The following is a 22,233-nucleotide window of genomic DNA, read 5'->3' as shown; positions in this document are numbered from 1 at the left end:
CGCCGGACGAGCAGGACCACAGGAGCGATGCCCACCATGCGAGCCATCCAGTTCACCGAGTTCGGCGGTCCCGAAGTGCTGAAGGTCGCGGACGTGCCCATCCCGGAGCCCGGTCCCGGCCAGGTCCGCGTCGCGGTGCGCGCGGCGGGCCTCAACCCGCTCGACACGAAGCTGCGCAGCGGTGCCATGGCCGCCATGATGGGCGTCGAGCCGCCGCACGTACCCGGCTTCGACGTCGCCGGTGTCGTCGACGCCGTCGGCGAGGGCGCCGCGTTCTCCGTCGGCGACGAGGTCTTCGGCTGGTCCGACACCGGTTCCTACGCCGAGTACGCACTCGCCACCAGGATCGCTCGCAAGCCGGCGGAGGTGTCGTGGGAGATCGCGGCCGGGATACCGACCGTCGCCGAGACCGCGGTGCGCGGCCTGCGGGTGATCGGTGCCGAAGCCGGTGACGTGGTGCTGATCCACGGCGCGAGCGGCGGCGTCGGGCGGATCGCGGTGCAGCTCGCGCTCGCCGCGGGCGCCACCGTGGTCGGCACCGGCGGCCAGGCCAAGCTGGCGGACATCCGTTCGCTCGGCGCGCGTGCCGTGACCTACGGCGAAGGGCTCGTCGAGCGGGTGCGCGAGATCGCTCCCGAGGGGATCGACGCCGTCTTCGACACCACCGGCTACGGCGTGCTGCCGGACTCGATCACCCTGCGCGGAGGCACCGAGCGGATCGTCACGATCGCGGACGCGGGCGCCGCCGATCTCGGCATCCCGTTCACCGGCAGCGGCGACCAGACCGGCGAGCTGCTCGATCGGCTCGCCGCGCAGCTCGTCGACGGCAGCCTGGTGCTGGCGACCGGCACCAGCTACCCGTTGGCCGACGCGGCCGAGGCGCACCGGGAAAGCGAATCCGGGCACCCGGCCGGAAAGCTCACCATCACCGTCAAGTGACCCGAGCGGGCCCGCACCGAACGGGAACTCCACCTCGGCACCGGCCTGCCCTGGTTCGGGTCGCGACTTGTCGTGGTCCTCGACGGGCCGTCCTGCTTCAACCGGCCCGGTCCCCGCGTGGTGCGCGGGGACCGGGCCGGGGCGCTGCTCGGGGCCCGCCGCTGACCAGGGTGAGGTTTCGAACGCGATCAGACCGGCTACCCCAGGTGGGGAAGGGAGTCGCAGCATGTCTACATCGGAGCCTTCGCCACCCGGGGCTGCATTCAGCGTCCTCTACATCGGACAGTCGCCCGATCTCGCCTGCCTCGAGCACTGGGCGACCAGCCACGGCATCACCGCCGCCACCGGACCGCCAGGCGACGGGGATTCCGGACTGTTGTGCGCGGTGGCCGATTCCGACGTGCTCGACGGGCACGGCACGGGGAGCCAGCGGGCTCTGCTGCAACGGGCGAGGGACCTCCAGATCCCCTGCCTGACTCTCGACCAGGCGTGGTCACTCGCGGCTTCGGCGGTCGGCAGGCAGCGCACCGCGGCCTGACCGGCATAGCGGACTCGCCGGGTGACCCACGTCGTCCTGTTCCATCCGGCCGAACACGGCCACACCGTCGAAACGCCCGGCTACCACGACGGCGAGGTGTTCGAAGACCTCGACGCCGGACTGTCCAGACGGGACTTGCGCCGCTACACCGGTTTCTAGGTGCGCGACGATCCGCGGTTCGCGCGCGAAAACGCACCGTCCATTCTGGAATCGGCGCACGAGTCGAGCCTGAACCTGCACCGCGGGGGACGCCCGCCTGTTCGCCGATCCCGATCTCCCTTCCCCCGATCCCGCGGCGGGCGCTCGTCCAATTCCGCGTCTTCCTGAACCACCTCCCGCAGGTCCAGACCGCCACAGTCGGCCAGGACACCACCGCGTGCCATGGCGAGTCCGTGGACGACGCTCCCCCCGTTGGTCACCCCCGGCCCGGACCACCGGCCGCCTGGCCGAGCCTGGCGCGAACGGCGATGGTGGCGCAGGCGATCACCGCGACGCCACCGAGGACAGTCGGCCAGGTCAGCCGTTCGTGGAGGAACAGCGCCGCCCAGCAGATGCTCAGCACCGGCTGGACGAGCTGGACCTGGCTGACCCGCGCCATCGGGCCGATCGCGAGCCCGCGGTACCAGGCGAAGAAGCCGAGGAACATGCTCACCACGGCCAGGTACGCGAACGCGGCCCATTCGACCGGGGTACCGCTCGGGGCGTGCCGCACCAGGGAAACCACGGTGAGCACGATCATCAGGGGCACGGCGAGCACGAGCGCCCACGACACGGTCTGCCACGCGCCGAGTTCGCGGGCGAGCAGGCCGCCCTCCGCGTAGCCGATCGCCGCCGCGGCGACGGCGCCGAACAGGAGCAGATCGGCCCAGTTCAGCCCGCTCAGCCCGCCGCCCTGCAACGCGGCGAACACGATCGCGGCGACCGCGCCGACGGCCGCCATGAGCCAGAACGACTTCGGCGGCCGTTCGTGCCCGCGGAGCACGGCCGTCACCGCGGTCGCGGCGGGCAGGACGGCGATCACGACCGCGCCGTGGCTCGCCGGTGCCGTCGTGAGCGCGAACGAAGTCAGCACGGGGAAACCCACGACCACGCCACCGGCGACGACCGCGAGACGAGCCCACTGGACGCCGACGGGAAGGCGTTGCTTCGTGACCGCCAGTGCCGCGGCGGCGAGCAGTGCCGCGACGACAGCGCGAGCGGACCCGATGAACAGTGGCGAAATACCACCGCTTTCGACGGCGACGCGGGTGAACGGGACCGTGAAGGAAAACGCCGCGACCCCGAGCAGACCCCATCCGAGACCGGCACGCGACGGGGATAGCACTGGCACCGCATCGAGAGTAGCGCTACTGTCATTTCTCATGTCCGAGGATAGCAGTCCGACGCGGATCGCCGCGGCGCTGAAGCGGTGGATCGCCACCGCACCGCCGGGAGCGAAGCTGCCTTCGACGCGTTCCCTGGTCGCCGAGCACGGGGCGAGCCCGGTCACCGTGCAGAAGGCGTTGCGGGGCCTCGCCATCCAAGGAGTGGTGGAGAGCCGCCCCGGCGTGGGGACGTTCGTCCGCGCGGTCCGCGCCGCCCGCCCGAACGACTACGGATGGCAGACCGGGGCGCTCGGCTCGCCCAACCAGCGGATCCCGCAGCTGCCCGCGGCGTTGCAGTCCGTCCCGAACGACGTGGTCGCGCTGCACTCGGGCTACCCGGAGCGAGAGCTGCTGCCGGAGCGCCTCGTCCGCGCGGCGTTCACCCGAGCGGCCAGGACCGACGCCCTGATCGACCGGCCCCCGACCGCGGGACTACCCGATCTGCAGTCCTGGTTCGCGGCCGAGCTGGCATCGGCGACCCCGGCCGGGATCACGCCTGCCGCGCCCAGTGACGTCGTGATCATCCCGGGGAGCCAGGGTGGGCTGCTCACCGCGTTCCGGTCCCTCGTCGGCGCGGGCAGGCCGTTGCTGGTGGAATCGCCGACCTACTGGGGCGCGATCCTGGCGGCGGCCCAGGTCGGCGTGGAGATCGTCCCGGTGCCCAGTGGATCTGCCGGTCCCGACCCCGAGGCGCTCTCACGCGCGTTCGAACAGACCGGGGCGCGCGCCTTCTACGCACAGCCGACCTTCGCCAGCCCGACCGGAGCACTGTGGACACCGGCGCTGGCCGAGCGGGTACTGGACACGGTCCGGCGCCACGGGGCGTTCCTCATCGAGGACGACTCGGCGCACGACTTCGGCATCACCGCGGACCCGCGCCCGGTCGCCGCCCACGACGACGGCGGGCACGTCGTCTACGTCCGGTCGTTGAGCAAGAGCGTCTCGCCCGCGGTCCGCGTCGCCGGGCTGATCGCGCGCGGCCCCGCGCGCAACCGGATCCTCGCCGACACGCAGGCGGAATCGATGTACGTCAGCGGTGTCCTGCAGGCGGTCGCGCTCGACGTCGTCACGCACCCCGGCTGGCGGGCCTACCTGCGCAGGCTCCGCCACCAGCTCAGGACCCGCCGGGACCTCCTCGTCGAAAGCCTTCGCGAACACGCACCCGGCGCACGGGTGGAAGCCGTGCCGCAGGGCGGGCTGAACCTCTGGGCGCGGCTGCCCGACGCGATCGACCTCGGGCGGGTCGTCCGGGAATGCGCGGCGGCGGGCGTGGTCATCGGCTCCGGTGACGAGTGGTTTCCCGCGGAGCCGACCGGTCAGTTCATCCGGCTCAACTACGCGGGTCCGCGCCCCGGCGCCTTCCCCGACGGGGCGCGCGTGCTCGGCCGGAGCCTCGCCGTCGCCGGTTAGCGCCCGTTTCACCAACCGTCCAAACGGGTAGGTCGGGAGTACGCGCCCCGCAGCCGAAGTGAGCCCGCGGGCACGAAGTCCGGGTGATCCCGGCTGCGGTGCGCGGTGACCAGCGGCCCGGCCGCCACCGCGCGCGGTGAAACCGGACCGTTTCCGGGAGGCCCCGGCCGGGTAGGCCACGGGCAGCGCCCCTATGTCCGCCGTCCGGAGGTCGAGCAATGCAGCGCAAGCGAGTCGTGATCGTCGGCGGCGGGTTCGCCGGGTACCAGGCCGCGAAGACCGTCGCCGACCGCCTTTCCCGCGACGAGGCGGAGATCGTCCTCGTCAACCCGACCGACTACTTCCTGTACCTGCCCCTGCTGCCCGAAGTCGCCGCCGGGATCCTCGACCCGCGCCGGATTTCGGTGTCGCTGCCGGGCACCCTGCCCGAGGTCAGGCTCGCACTCGGCGAGGTGACCGCGGTCGACCTCACCCGCAAGCACGTGACCTACACCGATCCCGAGGACACCGAGCACCGGCTGGACTACGACCGGCTCGTGCTCGCCACCGGCAGCGTCAACAAGCTGCTGCCGATCCCGGGCGTGGCCGAGCACGCGCACGGTTTCCGCGGCATCCCGGAGGCGCTCTACCTGCGCGATCACATCACCCGGCAGATCGAGCTGGCGGCGGCGTCGGCCGACCCCGCCGAACGGGACGCGCGGTGCACCTTCGTGGTGGTCGGCGCGGGGTACACCGGTACCGAGATCGCCGCGCAGGGGCCGGACTTCACCGACGCGCTCGCGGCGCGCCACCCGGAGCTGCGGGGGCAGCGCATCCGCTGGATGCTGCTCGACGTCGCGGACCGCGTGCTTCCCGAGCTGGACCAACGGCTTTCCCGTACCGCCGGCCAAGTGCTGCGCGAGCGCGACGTCGAGGTCCTGATGAAGACCTCGGTCGACGAGGCGGACGCCGACGGTGTCCGGCTCACCTCCGGCGAAGCGGTGCCGACGCGTTCGCTGGTGTGGTGCGTCGGGGTGCGGCCGGATCCGCTCGTCGACGCCATCGGGCTGGAGACCGCGAAGGGCAGGCTCGTCGTCGACGCGCGGCTCGGCGTGCCCGGTCAGCCGGACGTGTTCGCGTGCGGCGACGCGGCGGCGGTCCCCGACCTGACCCGCCCGGGCGAGCTGACCGCGATGACCGCGCAACACGCGACGCGGCAAGGAAAACTCGCCGGGCACAACGTGATCGCCTCGCTCAGGCACGGCAGGCAGCGCAGCTACAAGCACCACGATCTCGGGTTCGTCGTCGATCTCGGCGCGGGCAGGGCCGCGGCGAACCCGTTGCACGTTCCGCTGTCGGGGCGGGCGGCGAAGGCCGTCACGCGCGGGTACCACCTCGCGGCGATGCCGGGGAACCGGCTCCGCACGGCGGCCGACTGGGCGCTGGAAGCCGTCACCTCGCGCCAGACCGTCCAGCTGGGACTGGTCAGGTCGGGCGCGGTACCACTCGACACGGACTCCCCCGAGGTTCCGCTGCTGCGGGCAACCAAGAGCTGAACCCTCGCCACCGCAACGAAGAACGCACCACCGCACTGCGTCAACTGACCACTGTGGACGGACTGGTCGCCTCGCCGGGAACTCAGCCGAGGGTGCCGGGGACCCAGAACCGGGACCCGTCCTCGGCCCACCGGCCGCCGATCGCCGCCACCCTGCCCGCGTCGTCCACCGGTCCACCACCGCAGTCGACCAGCAGCCCGTCCTCGGCGGAGCGGACGCGGACCGTTCCGCCGTTGCCGCGCGGCAGGTCCTGCAGCGTGCGGTAGACGACCGTCGCCACGGCCACGGCCGGTTCCTCGTCGAGCTCCACGACGAGCAGGTACCCGCTGCGCTCCGCCCAGTCGGCCAGCGCCCCGGCCAGGCCGTGGCGCAGCTCCGGCGGGCGAAGCCACCGCAGGAGGTCGCGCAGCCGGGAGATCGCGGCATCCACCGCGCCGTGCAGGCCGACGACGAGTGCCTGGTCACGGCCGTCGAGCCTGCCTTCGAGCAGTTGCAGCCGCATCCCGGCCGCGACCATGGCCTGGATGGAGTCGTCGTGCACCTCGGCGGCCAGCCGGGCGCGGTCCCGTTCGTAGGCGCCGACGATCGCGGCCGCCCCGCCGCCGGAAAGGGTCCGCAGCACCATGCCGAACCCGCGCAGCGCGAGCCCGTCCCGCACCGCGGTGATCAGCACGCCCGCGCGCACCGAACTGCCGTCGCCGCGCCGGAGCAGGCACTGGCCTTCGACCGCACCGTCCGCGGCGGCCGAGTCGAGCAGCCCCTCGCCGGTGTCCAGGAAGCTCACGGACTTGCCGAGCAGATCGGCCCGCCGGTAGCCGGTCACCCGTTCGGCACCGGCGTTGCACGAGGTCACCACGCCGTCGGCATCCAGGGCAAGGGCCGCGTGGCCGCGTTCGCGCCCACCGGCCTGGGGAGGGAGGTCAGCCTGCCACGGCCCGTGCACTCTCGTCCGTTCTGCCCAGCTCGAGCTCGCACCACACCCGCTTGCCCGCACCGTCGCGTTCGGTCCCCCAGCTCACCGCGAGGGATTCCACGAGTCTCAGCCCCCAGCCACCGTCACGACCGCCGTCCCGCTTCGACGGCGGCTCCGCGCTCTCGTCGGAAACCTCGATGCGCAACCGAGAGCCGGTGAGCCGCAAGGTGAGTTCCGGGGCGCTGTCGGTGTGCAGCAGGGCGTTCGCCACCAGCTCGTAGACCGCGAGCTGCACGTCGTCGACGGAATGGCCGTGACAGCCCCATGCGGCCAGTGCGGCGCTGGTGAACCGGCGTGCGTCACTCGCACCGGTAACGGTGGCGGGCACCTCGAAGGACGCGACACCGGAGGAGGACAAGCGGGATGAAGGCGTAGTCATGGCCCATCCCATCGTTCCCGTAACGCGATCTCCGTTCGAGACGCAACGGCCCCGACTTCGACTGGTGCAGTTGCATCAGTCGACGAGTCCCTCGCGGCGGGCGATCGCCACCGCTTCGAGCTGGGAATGCGCGCCCAGCTTCGTGAGGATCCGCTGGACGTGGTTGCGCGCGGTGTTCCGCGCGACCGTCATCCGCGCGCTGATGTCGGCGATGGTCGCGCCGTCGGCGAGCAGGCGCAGCGTTTCCCGCTCCCGGCCGGTCAGCTCGGCGCCGACCGCGCCGGACCGCCCGGCGAGCCTGCTGAGCACCTGGCCGAGCAGGTCGGGGCTGAACGCCATGTCGCCCGCGGACACCTGGCGGACGGCGACCGCGAGATCCGCCAGCCGCGCGGCCTTCATCAGCAGCCCGGCACCACCGGCCTCCACCACCCTGGTGGCCACGGCGGGCGTCGCGTCCCCGGTCAGGATCAGGACCCGGACCCCCGGCGCCACCGCGTGCAGTTCGGGAATGGCGTCGATCCCGTCGCCGTCGGGAAGCCTCCGGTCGAGGACGACCACGTCCGGGCGCATCCGTCCGACCGCGTCGAGCGCATCGGCGACCGACGACGCGCGCGCGAGGATCTCGATGTCCCCGACGTCCGCGAGCGCCAAGGCGATCGCTTCGGCGACCATGTCGTGGTCCTCGACCAGTACCACCCTGATCAACGGGCCCTCCGCGGCTGACCGCTCCGACACCTGCAGGTCCTCACCCCCATCAGCCCGTCGCCGTTCCCGGCTGACGGTAGCAGTGCGCGCCCTTCCCCGGGCCGCGACCGCGCCGACGGCAGGAGAACACTGGTCTATACCCCGTCGGCAAGAGGCTCAAACATCATGACTCGTGCACCGCCCCGTGACCGTCCACAGTGGATCTTTCAGCCACGGAACCCCACCTCGTCCGGGGCGAGGTCACCGCGGAGACCGCGCCAGCTCGGCGCGCGGAGGCAGCGCGCGTCCGTCCAGCCGCGGAACACCACCTCGCCGACCAGCTCGGGGCGCACCCACCTCGCCTCCCGTGCCTTGTCCGCGGGCACGTCCGCGAACGGCGAGATCGGATCTCCCAGCCCTGGCAACGTCTTCACCAGCTCGTTCAGGTCCTCTCTGGTGAACCCGGAACCCACATTGCCGACGTAGCGCAGCCCCTCGTCCGCGGGAACGCCGAGCAGCAGCGAGCCCACCGTCTCCGCGCGGCTGCCACCACCGGGACGCCAGCCGCCGACGACGACCTCCTGCACGCGCACCCCGCGCACCGCGGCCCAGTCCTGGCTCGGGCGTCCCGGCCGGTACGGGCTGTCGAGCCGTTTCGCGACCACGCCGCCGAGACCGTTCACCCGGCTCGCTTCCAGCACCGCCGCGCCCTCGCCTTCGTAGCACTCCGGCACCCGCCAGTGGTCGCCTGCCAGGCCCAACCCGGCCAGCAGCTCACGACGACGGCGGTACGGCAGCGCCAGGCACGAACTCCCGGCCAGGTGCAGGAGGTCGAACGCCAGGTAGACCGCGGGCCACTGGCGCACCATCCGCCGCAGGTCGGCCGCCGTCGTCACGTTCGCCCGCCGGTGCAGTGCGACGGCACTCGGCCTGCCGTCCGCCAGCACGACGATCACACCGTCGAGCAGCGCCTCCACCGAACCGAGCCGGGCACCGATCCCCCGCAGTTCGGGGTAGGTGGCGCTGCGGTCGCGTCCGTCCCCGTCCCGTACCCCGATCCGGCCGCCCTGCACCCGCACCTGCGCGCGCAAGCCGTCCCAGGCGAATTCGTAGGACCACTCGCCGTCCTCGGAAACTCCCGGCATCCGGGTACGCCCCGGCGTCATCGGCGGCACGAACAGCGGCAACGACTGCCAGCCTTCTTCCGCCTCGTCGAGCCTGCGCACGCGCCAGTGCCGGTCGTCGTCCTCCGCGGTGTGCAGGAATTCGTAGGTCCCGCGCAGGCGGCTCCCCCGCAGGACGATCTCGATCCGCCCGCCGTCCCAGTGCACGGTGTCGTACCGGCCGCGGTCCCAGATCTCCGTGCGGCCCGCGCCGTACTGCCCGGCCGGGATCACGCCGGAGAAGTCCGCGTATTCGAGCGGGTAGTCCTCGACGCGCACCGCGAGCCTGGCGATGTCGGGCTCGACCGGCATCCCCTTCGGCACCGCCCACGAGACGAGCACGCCGTCCCGTTCTAGCCGCATGTCCCAGTGCAATTGGCTGGCGTGGTGCTCCTGGATGACGAACGTCGTGCCGCGGCTCTTCGCGCGACCCGGCCAGGGGTCGGCTTCGTCCGGTACCGGCTCGGGGGTTCGGGAGGCATCGCGCCGCCGCCGGTACTCGGTCAGATCGGGCACATTCGCTCCGCTCGGTGGGGGTCGGCCGCCCAGAGACGAATGCAGGTTAGTCCCGGTCGCTCGCCGCGTCACCCCCGTTTCGCCGAGCGGACGGGGTGGTACTCCCGGGCCATGACGGAACCGAGCACGGACGTGCCCGAAGCGGACGCACTCGACCAGCGCACCGACGTATACGGCGAAGACGCCGGGGAAAGCACCCCGGCCGCGCCACCGCTGGAAGCCGACCCCGCTGACTAGGCCGAGCAGCAAGCGGTGGTCGAGCTCACCGACGAAGAAGACTGATCAGGACAGCCACTTCGGCTTCGTGGCCCGTCGCACCGCACGCCACCGGCGCTCGAAGGCACCGTCCAGCCCGGCGGCGGCAGCGGCGCCCCGCGCGTGCAGCACACCAAAGGTGAACGTGCTGTGGCCGTCGCGGTGGGCCGCCGTGGCCAGGCCGAGCCCGACCGTGCGAGCGACCACGAGGTCGTGGTGGTCACCGAGGGTGCTCTGCACGCGTTTCACCGAGCGCCGCCACGCGTCGAGCTTGGCGCCGAAAACCGGGCGCACCGCATCGGCGGCGTAACGCGCCTGCTTCGCCTTCTTTCTCAGCTCGTGCAAAGCCGCGTCGCGATCCGGCCCGTCGGCCACGCGCGCGGCCGCTCGCGCCGCCGCGCGCAGCCGCCGGTCCGCCCGCCGCACCGAGTGCCGTAGTTCTGCCTTCGCCTGCTTCTTCGCCCGCTTGGTGAACGGCGGATCGGTCAGCAGCCTGTCGAGCTCCCGCAACAGGTTTTCGTACCGGTCGCTGGACAGCGTCTTCAGCGCGGTACGGCGGGCCTGCTCCGCCTCGGCGGCGAAATGCGCGGACAGGAACGGCCGGACCGGGCCGCGCACCAGCTCGTCGGGCAGCTCCGCGACCGCCGCGCCGAAGTACTGGTGCTGCACCTCGGTGTCCCTCGCCGGGGCCAGCCCGCCCGCGAGCCATTTCAGCTCCGCGGCCAGCTCGCGCGTGACGTCCCGGTCGAGCACGCGCTTGAACGAGTTGAGCGCGCCGCGGATGCGACGGGAGGCGACGCGCATCTGGTGGACCGCGTCCTCGGCATCCCGCCGCACCCCGATGTCGTTGCGCCGCAACGCGTTCACCTGATCCCGCAGGTACGCCAGCACGACGTCGCCCGCCAGCTTGGTGCGCCGCTTCGGGGTCTTCGGCAGCCGGTCGTCGAGCAGGCGCGCGAGCTTCGAAGACGATTTCGAACGGTGGACGCCGTCCTTCGCCAGCGCGACCGTGATCGACTCCAGCAGGTCCTCGCCGGCGGTTTCGCCGAGTTCGACCTCCCACTCCCGCCACCGGTCGAGGTGCGCGGCCTTGCCGATCGCCTCACCGGTGACCTTGTCGTCGGTCAGCGCCGCCACCGTCCTGCCCGCGCCGTCGAGCAGCGCGCACTCGGTCCGCTCGGTCCTGAGGTGCGCGACCGGGATGAGCTTGTGGCCCATCGTGTGCGCGACCACCAGCCGCCGGAGCTCCCGAGGGGGCTTCGACTTCGCCGACAGCGGCATCCGGATCTCGTCGCGGCGGTCGTCGCCGACCGGGAGCTTCAGGTGCCAGCCCTCGTCCGAGCCGCCGCGCCTGCGGCGCAGCGTGACACCGGCGGCCGCGAGGCGGTGGTCCGCGGTGTCGAAGTAGGTGGCGTCGAGGGTCAGCTCGACCGGGTCCGCCGTGCCCGCGATCGGGCCGACCCCGGCCAGCTCCGGGCGCGGCCTCCGCAAGCCGACCTCGAACTTCCGCTCGCGCTCGGTCACGGTCTCCGTGGGCACTTCTTTCGACGCCATGCCACCATTTTCGCACCCTCCACCCCGAGTCCGCAGCGCTCGCGCGGTCAGCGCGCCAGCGGCGCGAACCGGCGCAGGCGCAGGCTGTTCGTCACCACGAACACCGAGCTGAACGCCATCACCGCACCCGCGATCATCGGGTTCAGCAGGCCGGTGGCCGCCAGCGGGATGCACGCCAGGTTGTAGGCGAAGGCCCAGAACAGGTTGCCCTTGATCGTGCCGAAGGTCCGCCGCGACAACCGGATCGCGTCCGCGGCCACCCGCAGGTCACCCCGGACCAGGGTCAGGTCGCTCGCCTCGATCGCGACATCGGTGCCGGTGCCCATCGCGAGCCCGAGATCGGCCTTCGCCAGCGCGGCGGCGTCGTTGACCCCGTCACCGACCATCGCCACCACGCGTCCCTCCGACTGCAGGCGCGCGACCACGTCGACCTTGCCCGACGGCAGCACCCCGGCGATCACCTCGTCGATGCCGACTTCGCGCGCCACCGACACCGCGACGGCTTCGCTGTCCCCGGTGAGCAGGATCGGGGTCAGGCCCAGCGCGCGCAGCCGGGTGATCGCCTCGGCGCTCGTCGGCTTGACCCGGTCGGCGACCACGAGCAGCCCCCTCGCCGCGCCGTCCCAGCCGACGGCCACCGCCGTCCTGCCGTCGCGTTCGGCCGCTTCCCTTGCCGCGCCGAGCTTTTCCGGCAGCGGCAGCGACCAGTCCGCGAGCAGGGCCGGCCTGCCGACGACGACCGCGTGCCCTTCCACCACGCCGTGCACGCCGAGCCCCTCGTCGTTGGCGAAGCCGGTGACTCCGGGAAGCGCGCCCCGCGCGCGTGCGCCGTTCGCGATGGCCTTCGCGATGGGGTGTTCGGAGGCGTCCTCGAGCGCGCCCGCGACCCGGACCAGTTCGTCCTCGTCGACGCCGTCCGCGGTCACGACGTCCACAAGGGACATCTGGCCGGTGGTCACGGTGCCGGTCTTGTCCAGCACCACGGTGTCCACGCGCCGCGTCGATTCGAGCACCTCCGGGCCCTTGATCAGGATCCCGAGCTGCGCGCCGCGGCCGGTGCCGACCAGCAGCGCGGTGGGCGTGGCGAGGCCGAGCGCGCACGGGCAAGCGATGATCAGCACCGCGACCGCCGCGGTGAACGCCGCCGCGGCGGAATCGCCCGCACCGAGCCAGAACCCGAGCGTTCCCGCCGCGAGCACGAGCACCACCGGCACGAACACGCCGGAGATGCGGTCGGCGAGGCGCTGGATCTCCGCCTTGCCGGTCTGCGCCTCTTCGACGAGCTTCGCCATCTGCGCGAGCTGGGTGTCCGAGCCGATCCTCGTGGCCCGCACGACCAGCCTGCCGCCGACGTTCAGGGTGGCGCCGGCGACTTCGTCGTCCGGCCCGATCTCGACCGGCACGGACTCGCCGGTCAGCATGCTCGCGTCGACCGCGGACGAACCGTCCTCGACCACGCCGTCGGTGGCGATCTTCTCGCCGGGGCGCACCACGAACCGGTCACCGACCGCCAGCTCGGCGACCGGGACCCGAACCTCGGAACCGTTGCGCAGCACGGAAACCTCGGAGGCGCCGAGATCGAGCAGCGCGCGTAGCGCGGCACCGGCGCGCCGCTTCGACCGCGCCTCAAAGTAGCGTCCGGCGAGGATGAAGGTGGTGACGCCCGCGGCCACTTCGAGGTAGATGTTGCCGTCACCGGCGGCGCGCTCGATGGTGAACCGGAACGGGTGCACCATGCCGGGTTCGCCCGCGGTGCCGAAGAACAACGCGTACAGCGACCACGCGAACGCGGCCAGGGTGCCCATCGAGACGAGGGTGTCCATGGTCGCGGTGCCGTGGCGGAGGTTCGTCCACGCCGCGCGGTGGAACGGCAGCGCGCCCCACACGATCACCGGCGCCGCCAGTGTCAGCGAGGCCCACTGCCAGTTCGTGAACTGCAGCGCCGGGATCATCGCGAACAGGACCACCGGCACCGAAAGCACGGCGCTCACCAGCAGCCGGTCCCGCGCGGGACGCGACTCGTCGACATCCTCCGCCGCACTGTCCTTTTCGGACACCACGGGGAGCGTGGCCGTGTAGCCCGCCTTGGCGACCGTCTCCACGAGCTCTTCCGGCGAGACCGAGTCCGGATAGGACACTTTCGCCTTCTCGGTCGCGTAGTTGACCGTCGCCGCGACCCCGTCGATCCGGTTGAGCTTCTTTTCGATCCGCGCCGCGCAGGAAGCGCAGGTCATCCCGCCGATCGCCAGCTCGACGCTCGCCTGCTCATCCACCGCGGTCATCGGAACTCCTCGCTGTGCCATGTCGTGCCCGCCACTCAATGCCCGTGCCCGTGGCCGTCGCCCGCTTTGGACGGCGCCGGCGGCTGCGGCCCGGTGTCGCCGACGGTGACGGTGAACTCCGCCGTGCGAACCACTCCGCCGTGCTGGAAGTCCAGGTAGAGCCGGTAGCGACCGGCCGAGGGGAACGCGGCCGAGAAGGTGATGTCGGGGCCGGCGACGGCCGAGGGCTCCGGGTGGACGTGCAGGTAGCCGAGATCGCCTTCGCGCAGTGCCACCAGGTGGCCGTACGCACCGAGGTACCGCTGGAGGTCGGTGACCGGCGTCCCGCCACGGCTGACCGAGAGGACGAGCTTCGCCTCGCCGACGACCGGGTGCCCGCTGAGGCGCACCGCGTAACCGGACTCGTCGACGTGCGCAATGTCCGACGGCGGCGGCAGCGGGACCGGACGGGGATCCCCGGAAACCGAGATGCCGGCGCCGAGGGTGAGGTTCTGCTTGAGCGCCCTCGGCACGAAGTCCGCGAAGAGGCGGTACTCCCCCGCGTCGGCGAACGCCGCGGGGACCCGCCAGACGCCGTCCGCACCGAGCGCGGGGTGCAGGTGCTGGTAACCGGACAGGTCGCGGCGCGCCATGATGAGGTGCATCCTGCGGTCGTGGTTCGGGTCGAACGCGGTCACCGCGGCGCCGTCCGGCCCGGTGATCCGGAATTCGAGCTGCCGCGGCTGGCCTTCGACGAAACCGGTGGTGTTCACCGCGAGGGTGTAACCCCGCTCCGACGCGCGCAAACCACCTGGCTCGTGTACCCCGGATGACGCAGATGACGCGGATGACGCGGATGACGCAGCCGGTGGCGTGGTGCCCACCGGTCCGACCGCGGTGCCGATCCCGTACGCGCCACCGAACACGGCGACCGCGACCACCGCGAATCCCCCGAGCTTCGCCGCCGTGCTGATACCCATCGGTCTCCCTCGAGTCCGCCGCTGTCGCTCCATACTATACCCCCGCAGGGTATAGATACGGGAAACGGCCGCACCCAGGCACGATGCTCAGCCGCACACGCGGCTTTCCGGTGAGGCGGGTGGCGGAGGCGTGGCGCGCCGAAGGATGCTTCCGTGGAGGCCAAGGTGAGGTCCGCCACCCGACGCACCGGAATCGACGCGCACACGTCGGCACTGCGACCTTCGGGCATGCTGCGCGCCCGCTCCGGGTTTCCGTAGCGGGCGCGGCGGGAAAAGTCAGTTCCGGGCGGCGGGCGGGAGGGAGTCCGGCCTGGCGACGGGCCACGCGGTCGGCCGGTCGCCGAGCGCGGCCAGTGCGGGTACCTGCTCGGCGCACCACGGCGAGACGGCACGGTCACCGTCGAGGACCGAACGCGCGAACGGCACCCAGTCCACCCAGTCGACCTCTTCGACCTCGCTCGGCTCCGGGGTCGGCGTGTCTTCGGTGAACGCGAGGTACACCGGGCACAGCTCGTTCTCGACGACCCCGTTGCTCATCACCGCGCGGTACCGGAACCTCGGCAGCACCAGTTCCAGCCGGTGCACGCTCAGGCCGAGCTCGTCCTTCAACCGGCGCAGCACGCCCGCCGCCATCGGCTCGCCCGGCCCCGGGTGCCCGCAGCAGCTGTTCGTCCACACGCCGGGCCACGTCGGTTTGCTCAGCGCGCGCCTGGTGAGCAGGAGCCTGCCTTCGGCGTCGAAGACGTAACACGAGAAAGCCAGGTGCAACGGGGTGCGTTCGTCGTGCACAGTGGCCTTGGGAGCCGTGCCGATCGCCTGTCCGGACTCGTCGAGCAGAACGACGCGTTCCATGGGCCCCCGTTCGGTTGCCGGCACGCCTCCGATGGTGGCCGGATCGGGCCCCAGCCTGGCCCCTCCGGCCTCGGTACGGCAACACCTCATCGAGTGGGATCGTTCGGCGACCGAATGAAACCGTGCGTGACCGGGTGAAAGACGGCCGGGCCGCGCGAAGCGGACCCGGCCGTCATCGGCCTCAGGCGTCGAGCGCCAGTGCGATCGCGCCGCGGAGCGCGCCGTCCTGGTCGAACTCGGCGGGGACCAGCGCCGGCGGGAACGGCACCGCCTGGGAAAGCCGGTGCCGCAACGGCGGGAGCACCACGTCGGCCGACCGGACGAGCCCGCCGCCGACCGCGATCCGCACCGGGTCGATCGCGATCGCCAGGTTCGCCACGTGCACCGACAGCTCGTCGAGCGCGTCGGTGAGCAGTTCCTTCGCCGCCGGGTCCTGCTTCGCCAGCTCGAACAGCTCGGCCGCAGTCGTCGGCTTTCCGGTCAACGCGCTGACCCGCCTGCCGAGCCCCCTGCCGCCGACCGCCTCCTCCAGCGGCGCCGAACCGCTGGCGAACCCGTCGGTGTCCGACACCCCGCGCAGGTTGTAGCCGATCTCGCCCGCGGCCCCGTTCGCACCGGGGAGCACCCTGCCGCCGATCAGGATCGCCGCGGCGAGGCCGGTGCCGAGGTAGAGGAAGACCGCGGGGTCGACGCCCCGCAGCGCGCCCCACCTGGCCTCGGCGAGGCCGGCCGCCTTGACGTCGGTGCCGACCGCGACCGGCAGGTCCCCGAAGCGGGCCCGCACCAGGTCGCGCAGCCGGAGCTGTTGCCAGCCTGGCACGTTCGGGGCGAGCAGGATCTCGTCCGGCAGCACGATCCCGGGACTCACCACGCCGATCGCCGACGGCGAAGCGTGCCCGTTCCCGGTGAGCAGCTCCGCGGCGGCGGCCAGCGCCCTGTCGATGACCTGCTGGGCGCCGGCCTCCGCGTCGGTGTCGATGCGGCGCTGCGCGAGCAGCGTCCCTTCGCGGTCGGACAACCCGATCGCGACCTTCGTGCCACCGAAATCGATCCCCAGTATCACGTCCAGCTCCGTCACTCCTTCGTCCCGTCGGGCAGCGGCATCCGGTACGCGGCGTACTGCGACGCCGGTGCCCGGTAGGCCGTGGTGGGTGCGCCCACTACAACCCGGTCGGTGTTCCACCCGGCCACCGACACCACCGGCCGCGCCCCGCGCAACTGCTTCGAGTCGTAATGCGTGGTGAGCACCTGCGACTCGCCGGGCCACAGCACGATGTCGTTCTCGTCCCAGGTCGCGGTGACGACCTGGTTGTCGCCTGGCTGCTCCTTGCCCTCCGCGGTGCCGCGGCGCAGATCCGCGCGCAGGAAGAACGCGACCGGCTTGGACGAGGTGTTGGTCACCGTCACCGAGGTGGCGGTGTCGGCACCGTTCGGGCCCTGCTCTCCCCTGGTGACGGCCTGTGCGCCGACCGAGGACTTCGGCAGGTTCCGCAGCGCCTGCAGGTTCGCGTACTGCGACATGCTCGCCTGCGGGTTGCCGTAGCTCTTCGGCCAGTCGACGACGTCCTTCTGGGTCGAGTGCCAGTAGGTGTTGCGGTCGACGACCTGCCCGTTCCGCTTCACCAGCAGTTCGACGAAGTACACGCTCGCCTTGGCAGGCGGCGTCGTCGCGGACGGCACCTTCGGCTTCAGCACCGCGTTGCGGACCTGCTGCCCTGCCAGCGAAACGCCGTCGGCCTGCTGGTCGTCGAGCACCTTGCCGTCGAGGTCGTAGACCTTCGCCTGCACCGAAAGCCCCCGCTGCGCCTCGCCGCCGAGGTTCGCCACGGTCACCGTGTCGTCGTCGTAGGCGTAGAGGGCGTGCAGCGGCTTGTTCGCCTTCTTGGCGCCGAAGTACGCGCCGGGCTGGTCACCGTCGTGGTTGAACAGCGACCACAGCAGGGTCGGCCAGCCCTTGTTGAGCTGCCAGTAGACGACGCCGGTCGCCGGGTTCTGCTTGTCCGTCGAGTGGTTGATGAACGACTCGAACTGCGATCGGGTGTTCTCGTAGTTCGCCACCTGCGCCTGCCTGACGTAGGAGCCGAGATCGGACCACTTGCCGTACCGCTTCGCCATCGCGTCGTCGAAGGTGTACAGCGTGCCGAACTTGTACCCGCCGTGGCCTGCCTCGAAATTCGCGTGGTACTGGTTGTACTCCGGGTCCTTCCAGAGCTTTTCCTGCTCCGCCGGGGAAAGGAACCGCTTGACGGAGTCCATCGTCGGCACCGTGTGGCCCGCGCTCTGCTCGCTCGCGAAGCCCCACGAACCGCCGACGTTCGTCCGGCTCGGGTCCTTCGGGTCGAAATGCGTGGTGTCGTACCAGTACGTCGGCGGGACCCAGTCGTACGGACCCTCCTTCTCCCCCGCCTGGCCGAGCGCCGGGGTGCTCTTGTACTCCGCGGACGCGGTCACCGGGACGTCGAAGCCGGTCTCCTTGAACGCCTTCAGCGTTTCGCTTTCCTGGCGCGGGACCGGCTCGTTGTCGCTCCAGCCGTAGGTGAACACACTGGGGTGGTTCCGTTCCATCCTGCCGATGCCCGCCGCCGAGTCGTGCAGGATCCGGTAGTCGCGCTCGGTCAGCTTCGTGTCCGCCTCCGGCTGCCACGCGTCGCAGCACAGGAACCCGCCGATCACCAGTATTCCCGCGCGGTCCATCTGGTCGTAGAAGTCCTGCGGCATGTCGTGGCCCTCGAGCCGGATGCCGTTGAGGCCGAGGTTCTTGATCAGTGCCACGTGGTGCGCGACCTCGGCCTTCGAGTAGCGGAGGAACAGGTCCGGCGCGTACCCGCCGCCGCGGAAGACGAACTCCTTGCCGTTGATGCCGAAGATCCGCGAGCCCTCCGGCGCCTGCGGCGACTTCCCGGCCAGTCGCGTGCTGACGCTGCGGATGCCGAAGGTCTGGTTCGCCGTGGTGGACACCGCGCCGTGCTGCGCGATCGCGGTCTTCAGCCCGTACAGCGGTTGGTCGCCCATCGAGTACGGCCACCACAGCTTCGGCTTGGCGATCTTCAACGAGCCGAACTTCGCCGGGCTGAACTCCACCGTTTTGGTGGTATGCGACGGAACCGAGACGGACTGCTTCACCTCGATCGGCGCTCCCCCGCCCGCTGGCGGCGTCACCGTGGCGCTGACCTCGGCCGTCTGCGCGGAATCCGCGTTGTTCGTGACGTCGGTCTTGACGGTCAGCGCGGAACTGCTCAGGTCGGGCGCGTTCTTCTGCGTCACGTGGGCGTTCGAGCCCGTCAGCGCGTCGGAGACCTGCAGGGTCACCGGGAACTGGATGCCGGTGTTGTTGTCCGGCGGGATCTGGCCCCAGTCGACCTGGTCGAGGGTGAACATCTTCTTCGGGTTGTTCGGGTACATCTTGATCGCGAGCGAGTTCTTGCCGGGGTGCACCAGCTTCGACACGTCGAAGGTCTGGGCGGCGTAGGCACCGCTGACGATGTCCTTGCTCGCCACGAGCTTGCCGTTGACCCACACGTCGCCTTCGCCGACGACGCCGGGGATGGTCAGCTTGGCCGACTGGCCCGCCTTGATCTCCGGGCTGAAATCGGTGCGGAACCACCACGGCACCGCGAACCTCGGCACCGTCACCGGGCCCAGCTCCGGCAGGTACCCGAAGCACTTGCGCATGTTCTCGCCGGTGAAGACGTCGGGGCATTCGCCGTTCTGCACCAGTGCGTTGATCTCGGTGCCCGGCGCGCCCGCGTCGTCCGGTTTGACCGGCAGCCAGCCCTTCGTCGCGAAGCCGGGGCTGGACACCTGCTCCCCCGGCTGCTTCGCGAGCGCGGTGCTCTGCACCTGCCAGCCGCCGGTGCCGAGCGTGACCGGTTCGGCCGACGCCGGGCGCGCCTTCTCGTCGTCGGCGGCTGCCGACACGGTCACCAGTCCCGGTACGAGCAACGCGGCCGCGGTGAAGGTCAGCGCGCGTGCGGCAGACTTCCTCATGCGGGGGTCTCCTCCGTCTTCTGTCCGGCAGTCTTCTCCGCCGAGTAGGCCTCGCGGATTTCCTTCGGCCCGAAGGGCCACGTGCGCTCCGCCTTCGCCCACCCGAGGAACGCCGCGACGCCGAACACGATCCAGCCGATCGACAGCCACAGCGACAGTTCGGTCGACGAGTAGTACAGGTAGACGAACCCGGCGAGCGCGATGATCGTCGGCAACGGGTACAGCCACTGGCGGTACGGGCGCGCGAGGTGCGGCTGACGGCGCCGCAGCACGACGATCGCGGCCACCTGGGCGAGCGACTGGATGAGCACGAGCGTGCTGACCGCCGCACTGATCACGTCGGTCAGCGAAAACAGCGAACCGGCCATGGTCAGCACGCCCATGGTGAGGACGCCGGCGGTGGGCAGGTTCAACTTCGGGTGGAGCTTGCCGAACACCGGCAGGAACACCTTGTCGCGCGCGGCCTCGTAAGGCACCCGCGAACCGCCGAGCAGACCGGCGAAGACCGAGCCGATGGCGGCGATCACGATGAAGACGGTGATCACCTTCGACACGCCGGTGCCCCACGCCTGTTCGAGCACCATCGAACCGAGCGAGCTGGCGCTCTGGACCTGGTCGAGCGGCAGCGCGCCGAGCACGCCGACCTGGAACAGGAAGTACAGCGACATGATGCCGACGATCGAGAAGATGATCGCCCTCGGCAGCGTCCGGCCGGGGTTGCGCACCTCGGCGCCGAGGTAGGCGACGGTGTTGTAGCCGAGGTAGTCGTAGACGGCGATCACGAGCCCGGCGCCGAGGCCCATCCAGAAGGCGCCGCCGGAGAAGCTGAACGCGCCCGGCGTGAACGCGAACGCCTGCGCCGCGTCGAAGTGCGAGAACGCCGCCACGATGGTGGCGAGCATGGCGAACAGCATGACGCCGAAGAGCACCATGGTGAACTTCGTGATCTGCCCGATCTTGCGCAGCAGCAACAGCATGATCACGGCGACGACGCCGATCCCGATGACCTTCCCGAGCACGGTCGTCGCGCCGCCGGAGTCGACGACGCCGGGGATCAGGTAGCCGAGGTACTGGACCAGCCCGATGATGCCCGAGGACATGATGAGCGGAATGAACAGCACCGCGCTCCACACGAACAGGAACGGCATCAGGCGGCCGGTGCGGTACTGGAACGCCTCGCGCAGGTAGATGTAGGTGCCACCGGCGCCGGGCATCGCCGCGCCGAGCTCGGCCCAGATGAGGCCGTCCGCGATCACCACGATCGCGCCGACGATCCAGCCGAACATGGCCTGCGGGCCGCCCATCGCGGCGACCATGCCCGGCATGGTGATGAACGGGCCGATCCCGCACATCTGTGTCATGTTGATGGCCGTCGCCTGCAGTGGGCCGATCTGCCGCAGGAGACCGGCGGACCGGGTGCCGGGGCCTCCAGCTCCGGCACCACCCGATCGGGTGGGTGAACTCACAGCACACCTCCGTCAATAGTTAATAAAGTTTCTTAACATGGGTTGCCCGCCGACGGAAGAGTTCACCCGTAAACTGGTGGCAACTCGTATCCAGGAAAGAGGCACGATGAGCGCGGACAGGTCCCCGCAGGTCGGTACTCCGGCGAACATGCGCGGACTGAACCAGCGAGCCGTGCTCGAACGGCTGCGCACGGCGGGCCCGGCCACCCGGCCGCAGATCGCCACGGACACCGGGCTTTCCAAGCCCACCGTCGGGCAGGCGCTGCTCGATCTCGAACAGCACGGGCTGGTCCGCACCGCGGGCCGCACGCTGGCCGGGCCAGGCAGGTCGGCCGTGGTGTACGAGGTGGATCCGTCCGCGGGTCACGTGCTCGGCATCGACATCGGCCGCGGCCTGATCAGGGTCGCCGTCGCGGACCTGTCCGGTGCCGTGGTGGCCAGGATCGACGAGCGCAACCGGGCCCGGTCCGCGAGCGCGCTGATGCGCATCGTGCACGAGGGTGCCGAGAACGCGTTCGAGCAGGCTGGCATCCGGATCGGCGACGTGGTCTCGACCGTCGTCGGCACCCCCGGCGTGCCCGACGCCGGCTCCGCGACCCTGCAGCAGGCGCCGAACCTGCCCGGCTGGGAACGCAAGGGCCTGCTGAAGGAACTGGAGTCGGTGCTCGGCACCGAGATGACCGTCGAAAACGACGCGAACCTCTCGGCGGTCGGCGAGCACGAGTCCGGCGCCGCGCGCGGGGTCGACGCCTCGGTGTGCGTCACCGTCGGCACCGGGATCGGGATGGGCATCATCCTCGACGGCAGGCTCTACCGCGGCGCGCACGGCGCCGCGGGCGAGATCGGGTACCTGCCGTTCGGCTGGCCGTCCGGTGGCGGCATGCCGGACGTCGACTACGCCAAGCAGCGCCAGGGCATGCTGGAATCGGCGGCGGCCGCGCATTCGGTCGTCGAGCACGCGACGCGCACCGGGCTCACCAAGATCCGCACCGCGAAGGACGTCTTCGAAGCGGCGCGGCACGGCGACGAGGCCGCCCTCGAGGTCGTCGAGGAGGAGGCCAACCGGCTGGCGTTCGTGGTGTCCGCGGTCGCCGCGGTGATCGATCCCGAACTGGTGGTCGTCGCGGGCGGTATCGGCAAGAACCACGACCTGCTCGCCGTGCCGCTCGAACGGGCGATGGGCAGGGTGACGCCGATGCGCCCGAAGATCGTGCCCGGCGAACTCGGCGAGGAGGCCGCCCTCACCGGCGCGATCGCGACCGCGCTGCGCACCGCGCGCGACGTGGTGTTCGACCGGCGGGGCCAGGCGGGCTGAGGCGTCACACGCGGCGCGTGGCGGCGGCGAACTCGCGCGCCCCGGGCACCGGCCCGTCGATG

The 22,233-nt window shown here is 71.4% G+C and carries 19 protein-coding genes; 7 read left to right on the top strand and 12 right to left on the bottom strand.

Going from position 1 to position 22,233, the window contains the following annotated elements:
• The first annotated feature begins 36 nt into the window (after positions 1 to 36).
• From ABD256_RS25285 to ABD256_RS25275, 3 genes are all read left to right on the top strand, one after another.
• Positions 37 to 939 carry an NADP-dependent oxidoreductase gene (locus tag ABD256_RS25285; protein ID WP_344424025.1) on the top strand — a complete coding sequence of 301 codons (903 nt, stop codon included), beginning with the start codon at positions 37 to 39 and terminating at the stop codon, positions 937 to 939.
• A 226-nt stretch (positions 940 to 1,165) separates the two neighbouring features.
• The gene (locus ABD256_RS25280; protein WP_344423735.1) at positions 1,166 to 1,477 is read left to right on the top strand and encodes a hypothetical protein; all 312 of its coding nucleotides are present in this window, start codon (positions 1,166 to 1,168) and stop codon (positions 1,475 to 1,477) included.
• A gap of 21 nt (positions 1,478 to 1,498) precedes the next feature.
• Positions 1,499 to 1,636, top strand: a complete 138-nt coding sequence (locus ABD256_RS25275; RefSeq protein WP_344423732.1) for a hypothetical protein — start codon at positions 1,499 to 1,501, stop codon at positions 1,634 to 1,636.
• A 256-nt stretch (positions 1,637 to 1,892) separates the two neighbouring features.
• Here the strand turns inward: ABD256_RS25275 and ABD256_RS25270 are convergent, their stop codons facing one another.
• Positions 1,893 to 2,807 (bottom strand): DMT family transporter, encoded by a 915-nt coding sequence (locus ABD256_RS25270; protein WP_344423729.1) that lies wholly within the window; start codon positions 2,805 to 2,807, stop codon positions 1,893 to 1,895.
• 31 nt (positions 2,808 to 2,838) lie between these two features.
• On the opposite strand from ABD256_RS25270, the gene ABD256_RS25265 reads away from it, so the two are divergent.
• Both ABD256_RS25265 and ABD256_RS25260 read left to right on the top strand, forming a co-directional pair.
• Positions 2,839 to 4,251, top strand: coding sequence for an aminotransferase-like domain-containing protein (locus ABD256_RS25265; protein ID WP_344423726.1), 1,413 nt, complete (start codon positions 2,839 to 2,841; stop codon positions 4,249 to 4,251).
• A gap of 218 nt (positions 4,252 to 4,469) precedes the next feature.
• The gene (locus ABD256_RS25260) at positions 4,470 to 5,786 is read left to right on the top strand and encodes an NAD(P)/FAD-dependent oxidoreductase (RefSeq protein ID WP_344423723.1); all 1,317 of its coding nucleotides are present in this window, start codon (positions 4,470 to 4,472) and stop codon (positions 5,784 to 5,786) included.
• A gap of 82 nt (positions 5,787 to 5,868) precedes the next feature.
• On the opposite strand, the gene ABD256_RS25255 is transcribed toward ABD256_RS25260, so the two are convergent.
• The 4 genes from ABD256_RS25255 to ABD256_RS25240 form a co-directional block, all read right to left on the bottom strand.
• Positions 5,869 to 6,729: a histidine kinase gene (locus tag ABD256_RS25255; protein ID WP_344423720.1), complete on the bottom strand. Its 861-nt coding sequence runs from the start codon at positions 6,727 to 6,729 to the stop codon at positions 5,869 to 5,871.
• The gene (locus tag ABD256_RS25250) at positions 6,707 to 7,138 is read right to left on the bottom strand and encodes an ATP-binding protein (protein ID WP_344423717.1); all 432 of its coding nucleotides are present in this window, start codon (positions 7,136 to 7,138) and stop codon (positions 6,707 to 6,709) included. The genes ABD256_RS25255 and ABD256_RS25250 overlap by 23 nt, the downstream gene beginning before the upstream one ends.
• Positions 7,139 to 7,213: 75 nt before the next feature.
• Positions 7,214 to 7,873 (bottom strand): response regulator, encoded by a 660-nt coding sequence (locus ABD256_RS25245; protein ID WP_344423714.1) that lies wholly within the window; start codon positions 7,871 to 7,873, stop codon positions 7,214 to 7,216.
• 176 nt (positions 7,874 to 8,049) lie between these two features.
• The gene (locus tag ABD256_RS25240; RefSeq protein WP_344423711.1) at positions 8,050 to 9,501 is read right to left on the bottom strand and encodes a DNA polymerase ligase N-terminal domain-containing protein; all 1,452 of its coding nucleotides are present in this window, start codon (positions 9,499 to 9,501) and stop codon (positions 8,050 to 8,052) included.
• Between the two features lie 111 nt (positions 9,502 to 9,612).
• On the opposite strand from ABD256_RS25240, the gene ABD256_RS25235 reads away from it, so the two are divergent.
• Positions 9,613 to 9,738, top strand: coding sequence for a hypothetical protein (locus ABD256_RS25235; protein WP_344423708.1), 126 nt, complete (start codon positions 9,613 to 9,615; stop codon positions 9,736 to 9,738).
• A 45-nt stretch (positions 9,739 to 9,783) separates the two neighbouring features.
• On the opposite strand, the gene ABD256_RS25230 is transcribed toward ABD256_RS25235, so the two are convergent.
• From ABD256_RS25230 to ABD256_RS25200, 7 genes are all read right to left on the bottom strand, one after another.
• Positions 9,784 to 11,310 (bottom strand): CYTH and CHAD domain-containing protein, encoded by a 1,527-nt coding sequence (locus ABD256_RS25230; RefSeq protein WP_344423705.1) that lies wholly within the window; start codon positions 11,308 to 11,310, stop codon positions 9,784 to 9,786.
• Between the two features lie 47 nt (positions 11,311 to 11,357).
• On the bottom strand, positions 11,358 to 13,592 hold the full coding sequence (locus ABD256_RS25225) for a heavy metal translocating P-type ATPase (RefSeq protein ID WP_344423702.1): 2,235 nt from the start codon (positions 13,590 to 13,592) through the stop codon (positions 11,358 to 11,360).
• Positions 13,593 to 13,627: 35 nt separating this feature from the next.
• Positions 13,628 to 14,551 carry a hypothetical protein gene (locus ABD256_RS25220; RefSeq protein ID WP_344423699.1) on the bottom strand — a complete coding sequence of 308 codons (924 nt, stop codon included), beginning with the start codon at positions 14,549 to 14,551 and terminating at the stop codon, positions 13,628 to 13,630.
• A 276-nt stretch (positions 14,552 to 14,827) separates the two neighbouring features.
• Positions 14,828 to 15,403 carry an isopentenyl-diphosphate Delta-isomerase gene (gene idi, locus ABD256_RS25215; RefSeq protein ID WP_344423696.1) on the bottom strand — a complete coding sequence of 192 codons (576 nt, stop codon included), beginning with the start codon at positions 15,401 to 15,403 and terminating at the stop codon, positions 14,828 to 14,830.
• A gap of 181 nt (positions 15,404 to 15,584) precedes the next feature.
• Positions 15,585 to 16,481: an ROK family protein gene (locus ABD256_RS25210; RefSeq protein ID WP_344423693.1), complete on the bottom strand. Its 897-nt coding sequence runs from the start codon at positions 16,479 to 16,481 to the stop codon at positions 15,585 to 15,587.
• A complete protein-coding gene (locus ABD256_RS25205; RefSeq protein WP_344423690.1) occupies positions 16,478 to 19,390 on the bottom strand; it encodes a glycoside hydrolase family 2 protein in 2,913 nt (970 codons plus the stop codon). Before ABD256_RS25205 ends, ABD256_RS25210 begins: the two co-directional genes overlap by 4 nt.
• On the bottom strand, positions 19,387 to 20,856 hold the full coding sequence (locus ABD256_RS25200) for an APC family permease (protein WP_425546518.1): 1,470 nt from the start codon (positions 20,854 to 20,856) through the stop codon (positions 19,387 to 19,389). Before ABD256_RS25200 ends, ABD256_RS25205 begins: the two co-directional genes overlap by 4 nt.
• Positions 20,857 to 20,962: 106 nt before the next feature.
• Between ABD256_RS25200 and ABD256_RS25195 the strand changes: the two genes are divergently transcribed.
• On the top strand, positions 20,963 to 22,171 hold the full coding sequence (locus tag ABD256_RS25195) for an ROK family transcriptional regulator (protein WP_344423687.1): 1,209 nt from the start codon (positions 20,963 to 20,965) through the stop codon (positions 22,169 to 22,171).
• Positions 22,172 to 22,233: the final 62 nt, after the last annotated feature.

The organism is Amycolatopsis minnesotensis, assembly GCF_039529815.1.
In the GTDB taxonomy this organism is placed as follows: Bacteria; Actinomycetota; Actinomycetes; order Mycobacteriales; family Pseudonocardiaceae; genus Amycolatopsis; species Amycolatopsis minnesotensis.
This window is presented reverse-complemented; position numbering and strand designations above follow the sequence as displayed.

What these genes read in the sequence shown, in the direction of transcription:
- ABD256_RS25285 (WP_344424025.1), top strand. Translation starts at nt 37, where the DNA reads ATGCGAGCCATCCAGTTCACCGAGTTCGGCGGTCCCGAAGTGCTGAAG.
- ABD256_RS25280 (WP_344423735.1), top strand. Translation starts at nt 1,166, where the DNA reads ATGTCTACATCGGAGCCTTCGCCACCCGGGGCTGCATTCAGCGTCCTC.
- ABD256_RS25220 (WP_344423699.1), bottom strand. Translation starts at nt 14,551, where the DNA reads ATGGGTATCAGCACGGCGGCGAAGCTCGGGGGATTCGCGGTGGTCGCG.
- ABD256_RS25230 (WP_344423705.1), bottom strand. Translation starts at nt 11,310, where the DNA reads ATGGCGTCGAAAGAAGTGCCCACGGAGACCGTGACCGAGCGCGAGCGG.
- ABD256_RS25225 (WP_344423702.1), bottom strand. Translation starts at nt 13,592, where the DNA reads ATGACCGCGGTGGATGAGCAGGCGAGCGTCGAGCTGGCGATCGGCGGG.
- idi (WP_344423696.1), bottom strand. Translation starts at nt 15,403, where the DNA reads ATGGAACGCGTCGTTCTGCTCGACGAGTCCGGACAGGCGATCGGCACG.
- ABD256_RS25250 (WP_344423717.1), bottom strand. Translation starts at nt 7,138, where the DNA reads ATGACTACGCCTTCATCCCGCTTGTCCTCCTCCGGTGTCGCGTCCTTC.
- ABD256_RS25235 (WP_344423708.1), top strand. Translation starts at nt 9,613, where the DNA reads ATGACGGAACCGAGCACGGACGTGCCCGAAGCGGACGCACTCGACCAG.
- ABD256_RS25265 (WP_344423726.1), top strand. Translation starts at nt 2,839, where the DNA reads ATGTCCGAGGATAGCAGTCCGACGCGGATCGCCGCGGCGCTGAAGCGG.
- ABD256_RS25205 (WP_344423690.1), bottom strand. Translation starts at nt 19,390, where the DNA reads ATGAGGAAGTCTGCCGCACGCGCGCTGACCTTCACCGCGGCCGCGTTG.
- ABD256_RS25260 (WP_344423723.1), top strand. Translation starts at nt 4,470, where the DNA reads ATGCAGCGCAAGCGAGTCGTGATCGTCGGCGGCGGGTTCGCCGGGTAC.
- ABD256_RS25195 (WP_344423687.1), top strand. Translation starts at nt 20,963, where the DNA reads ATGAGCGCGGACAGGTCCCCGCAGGTCGGTACTCCGGCGAACATGCGC.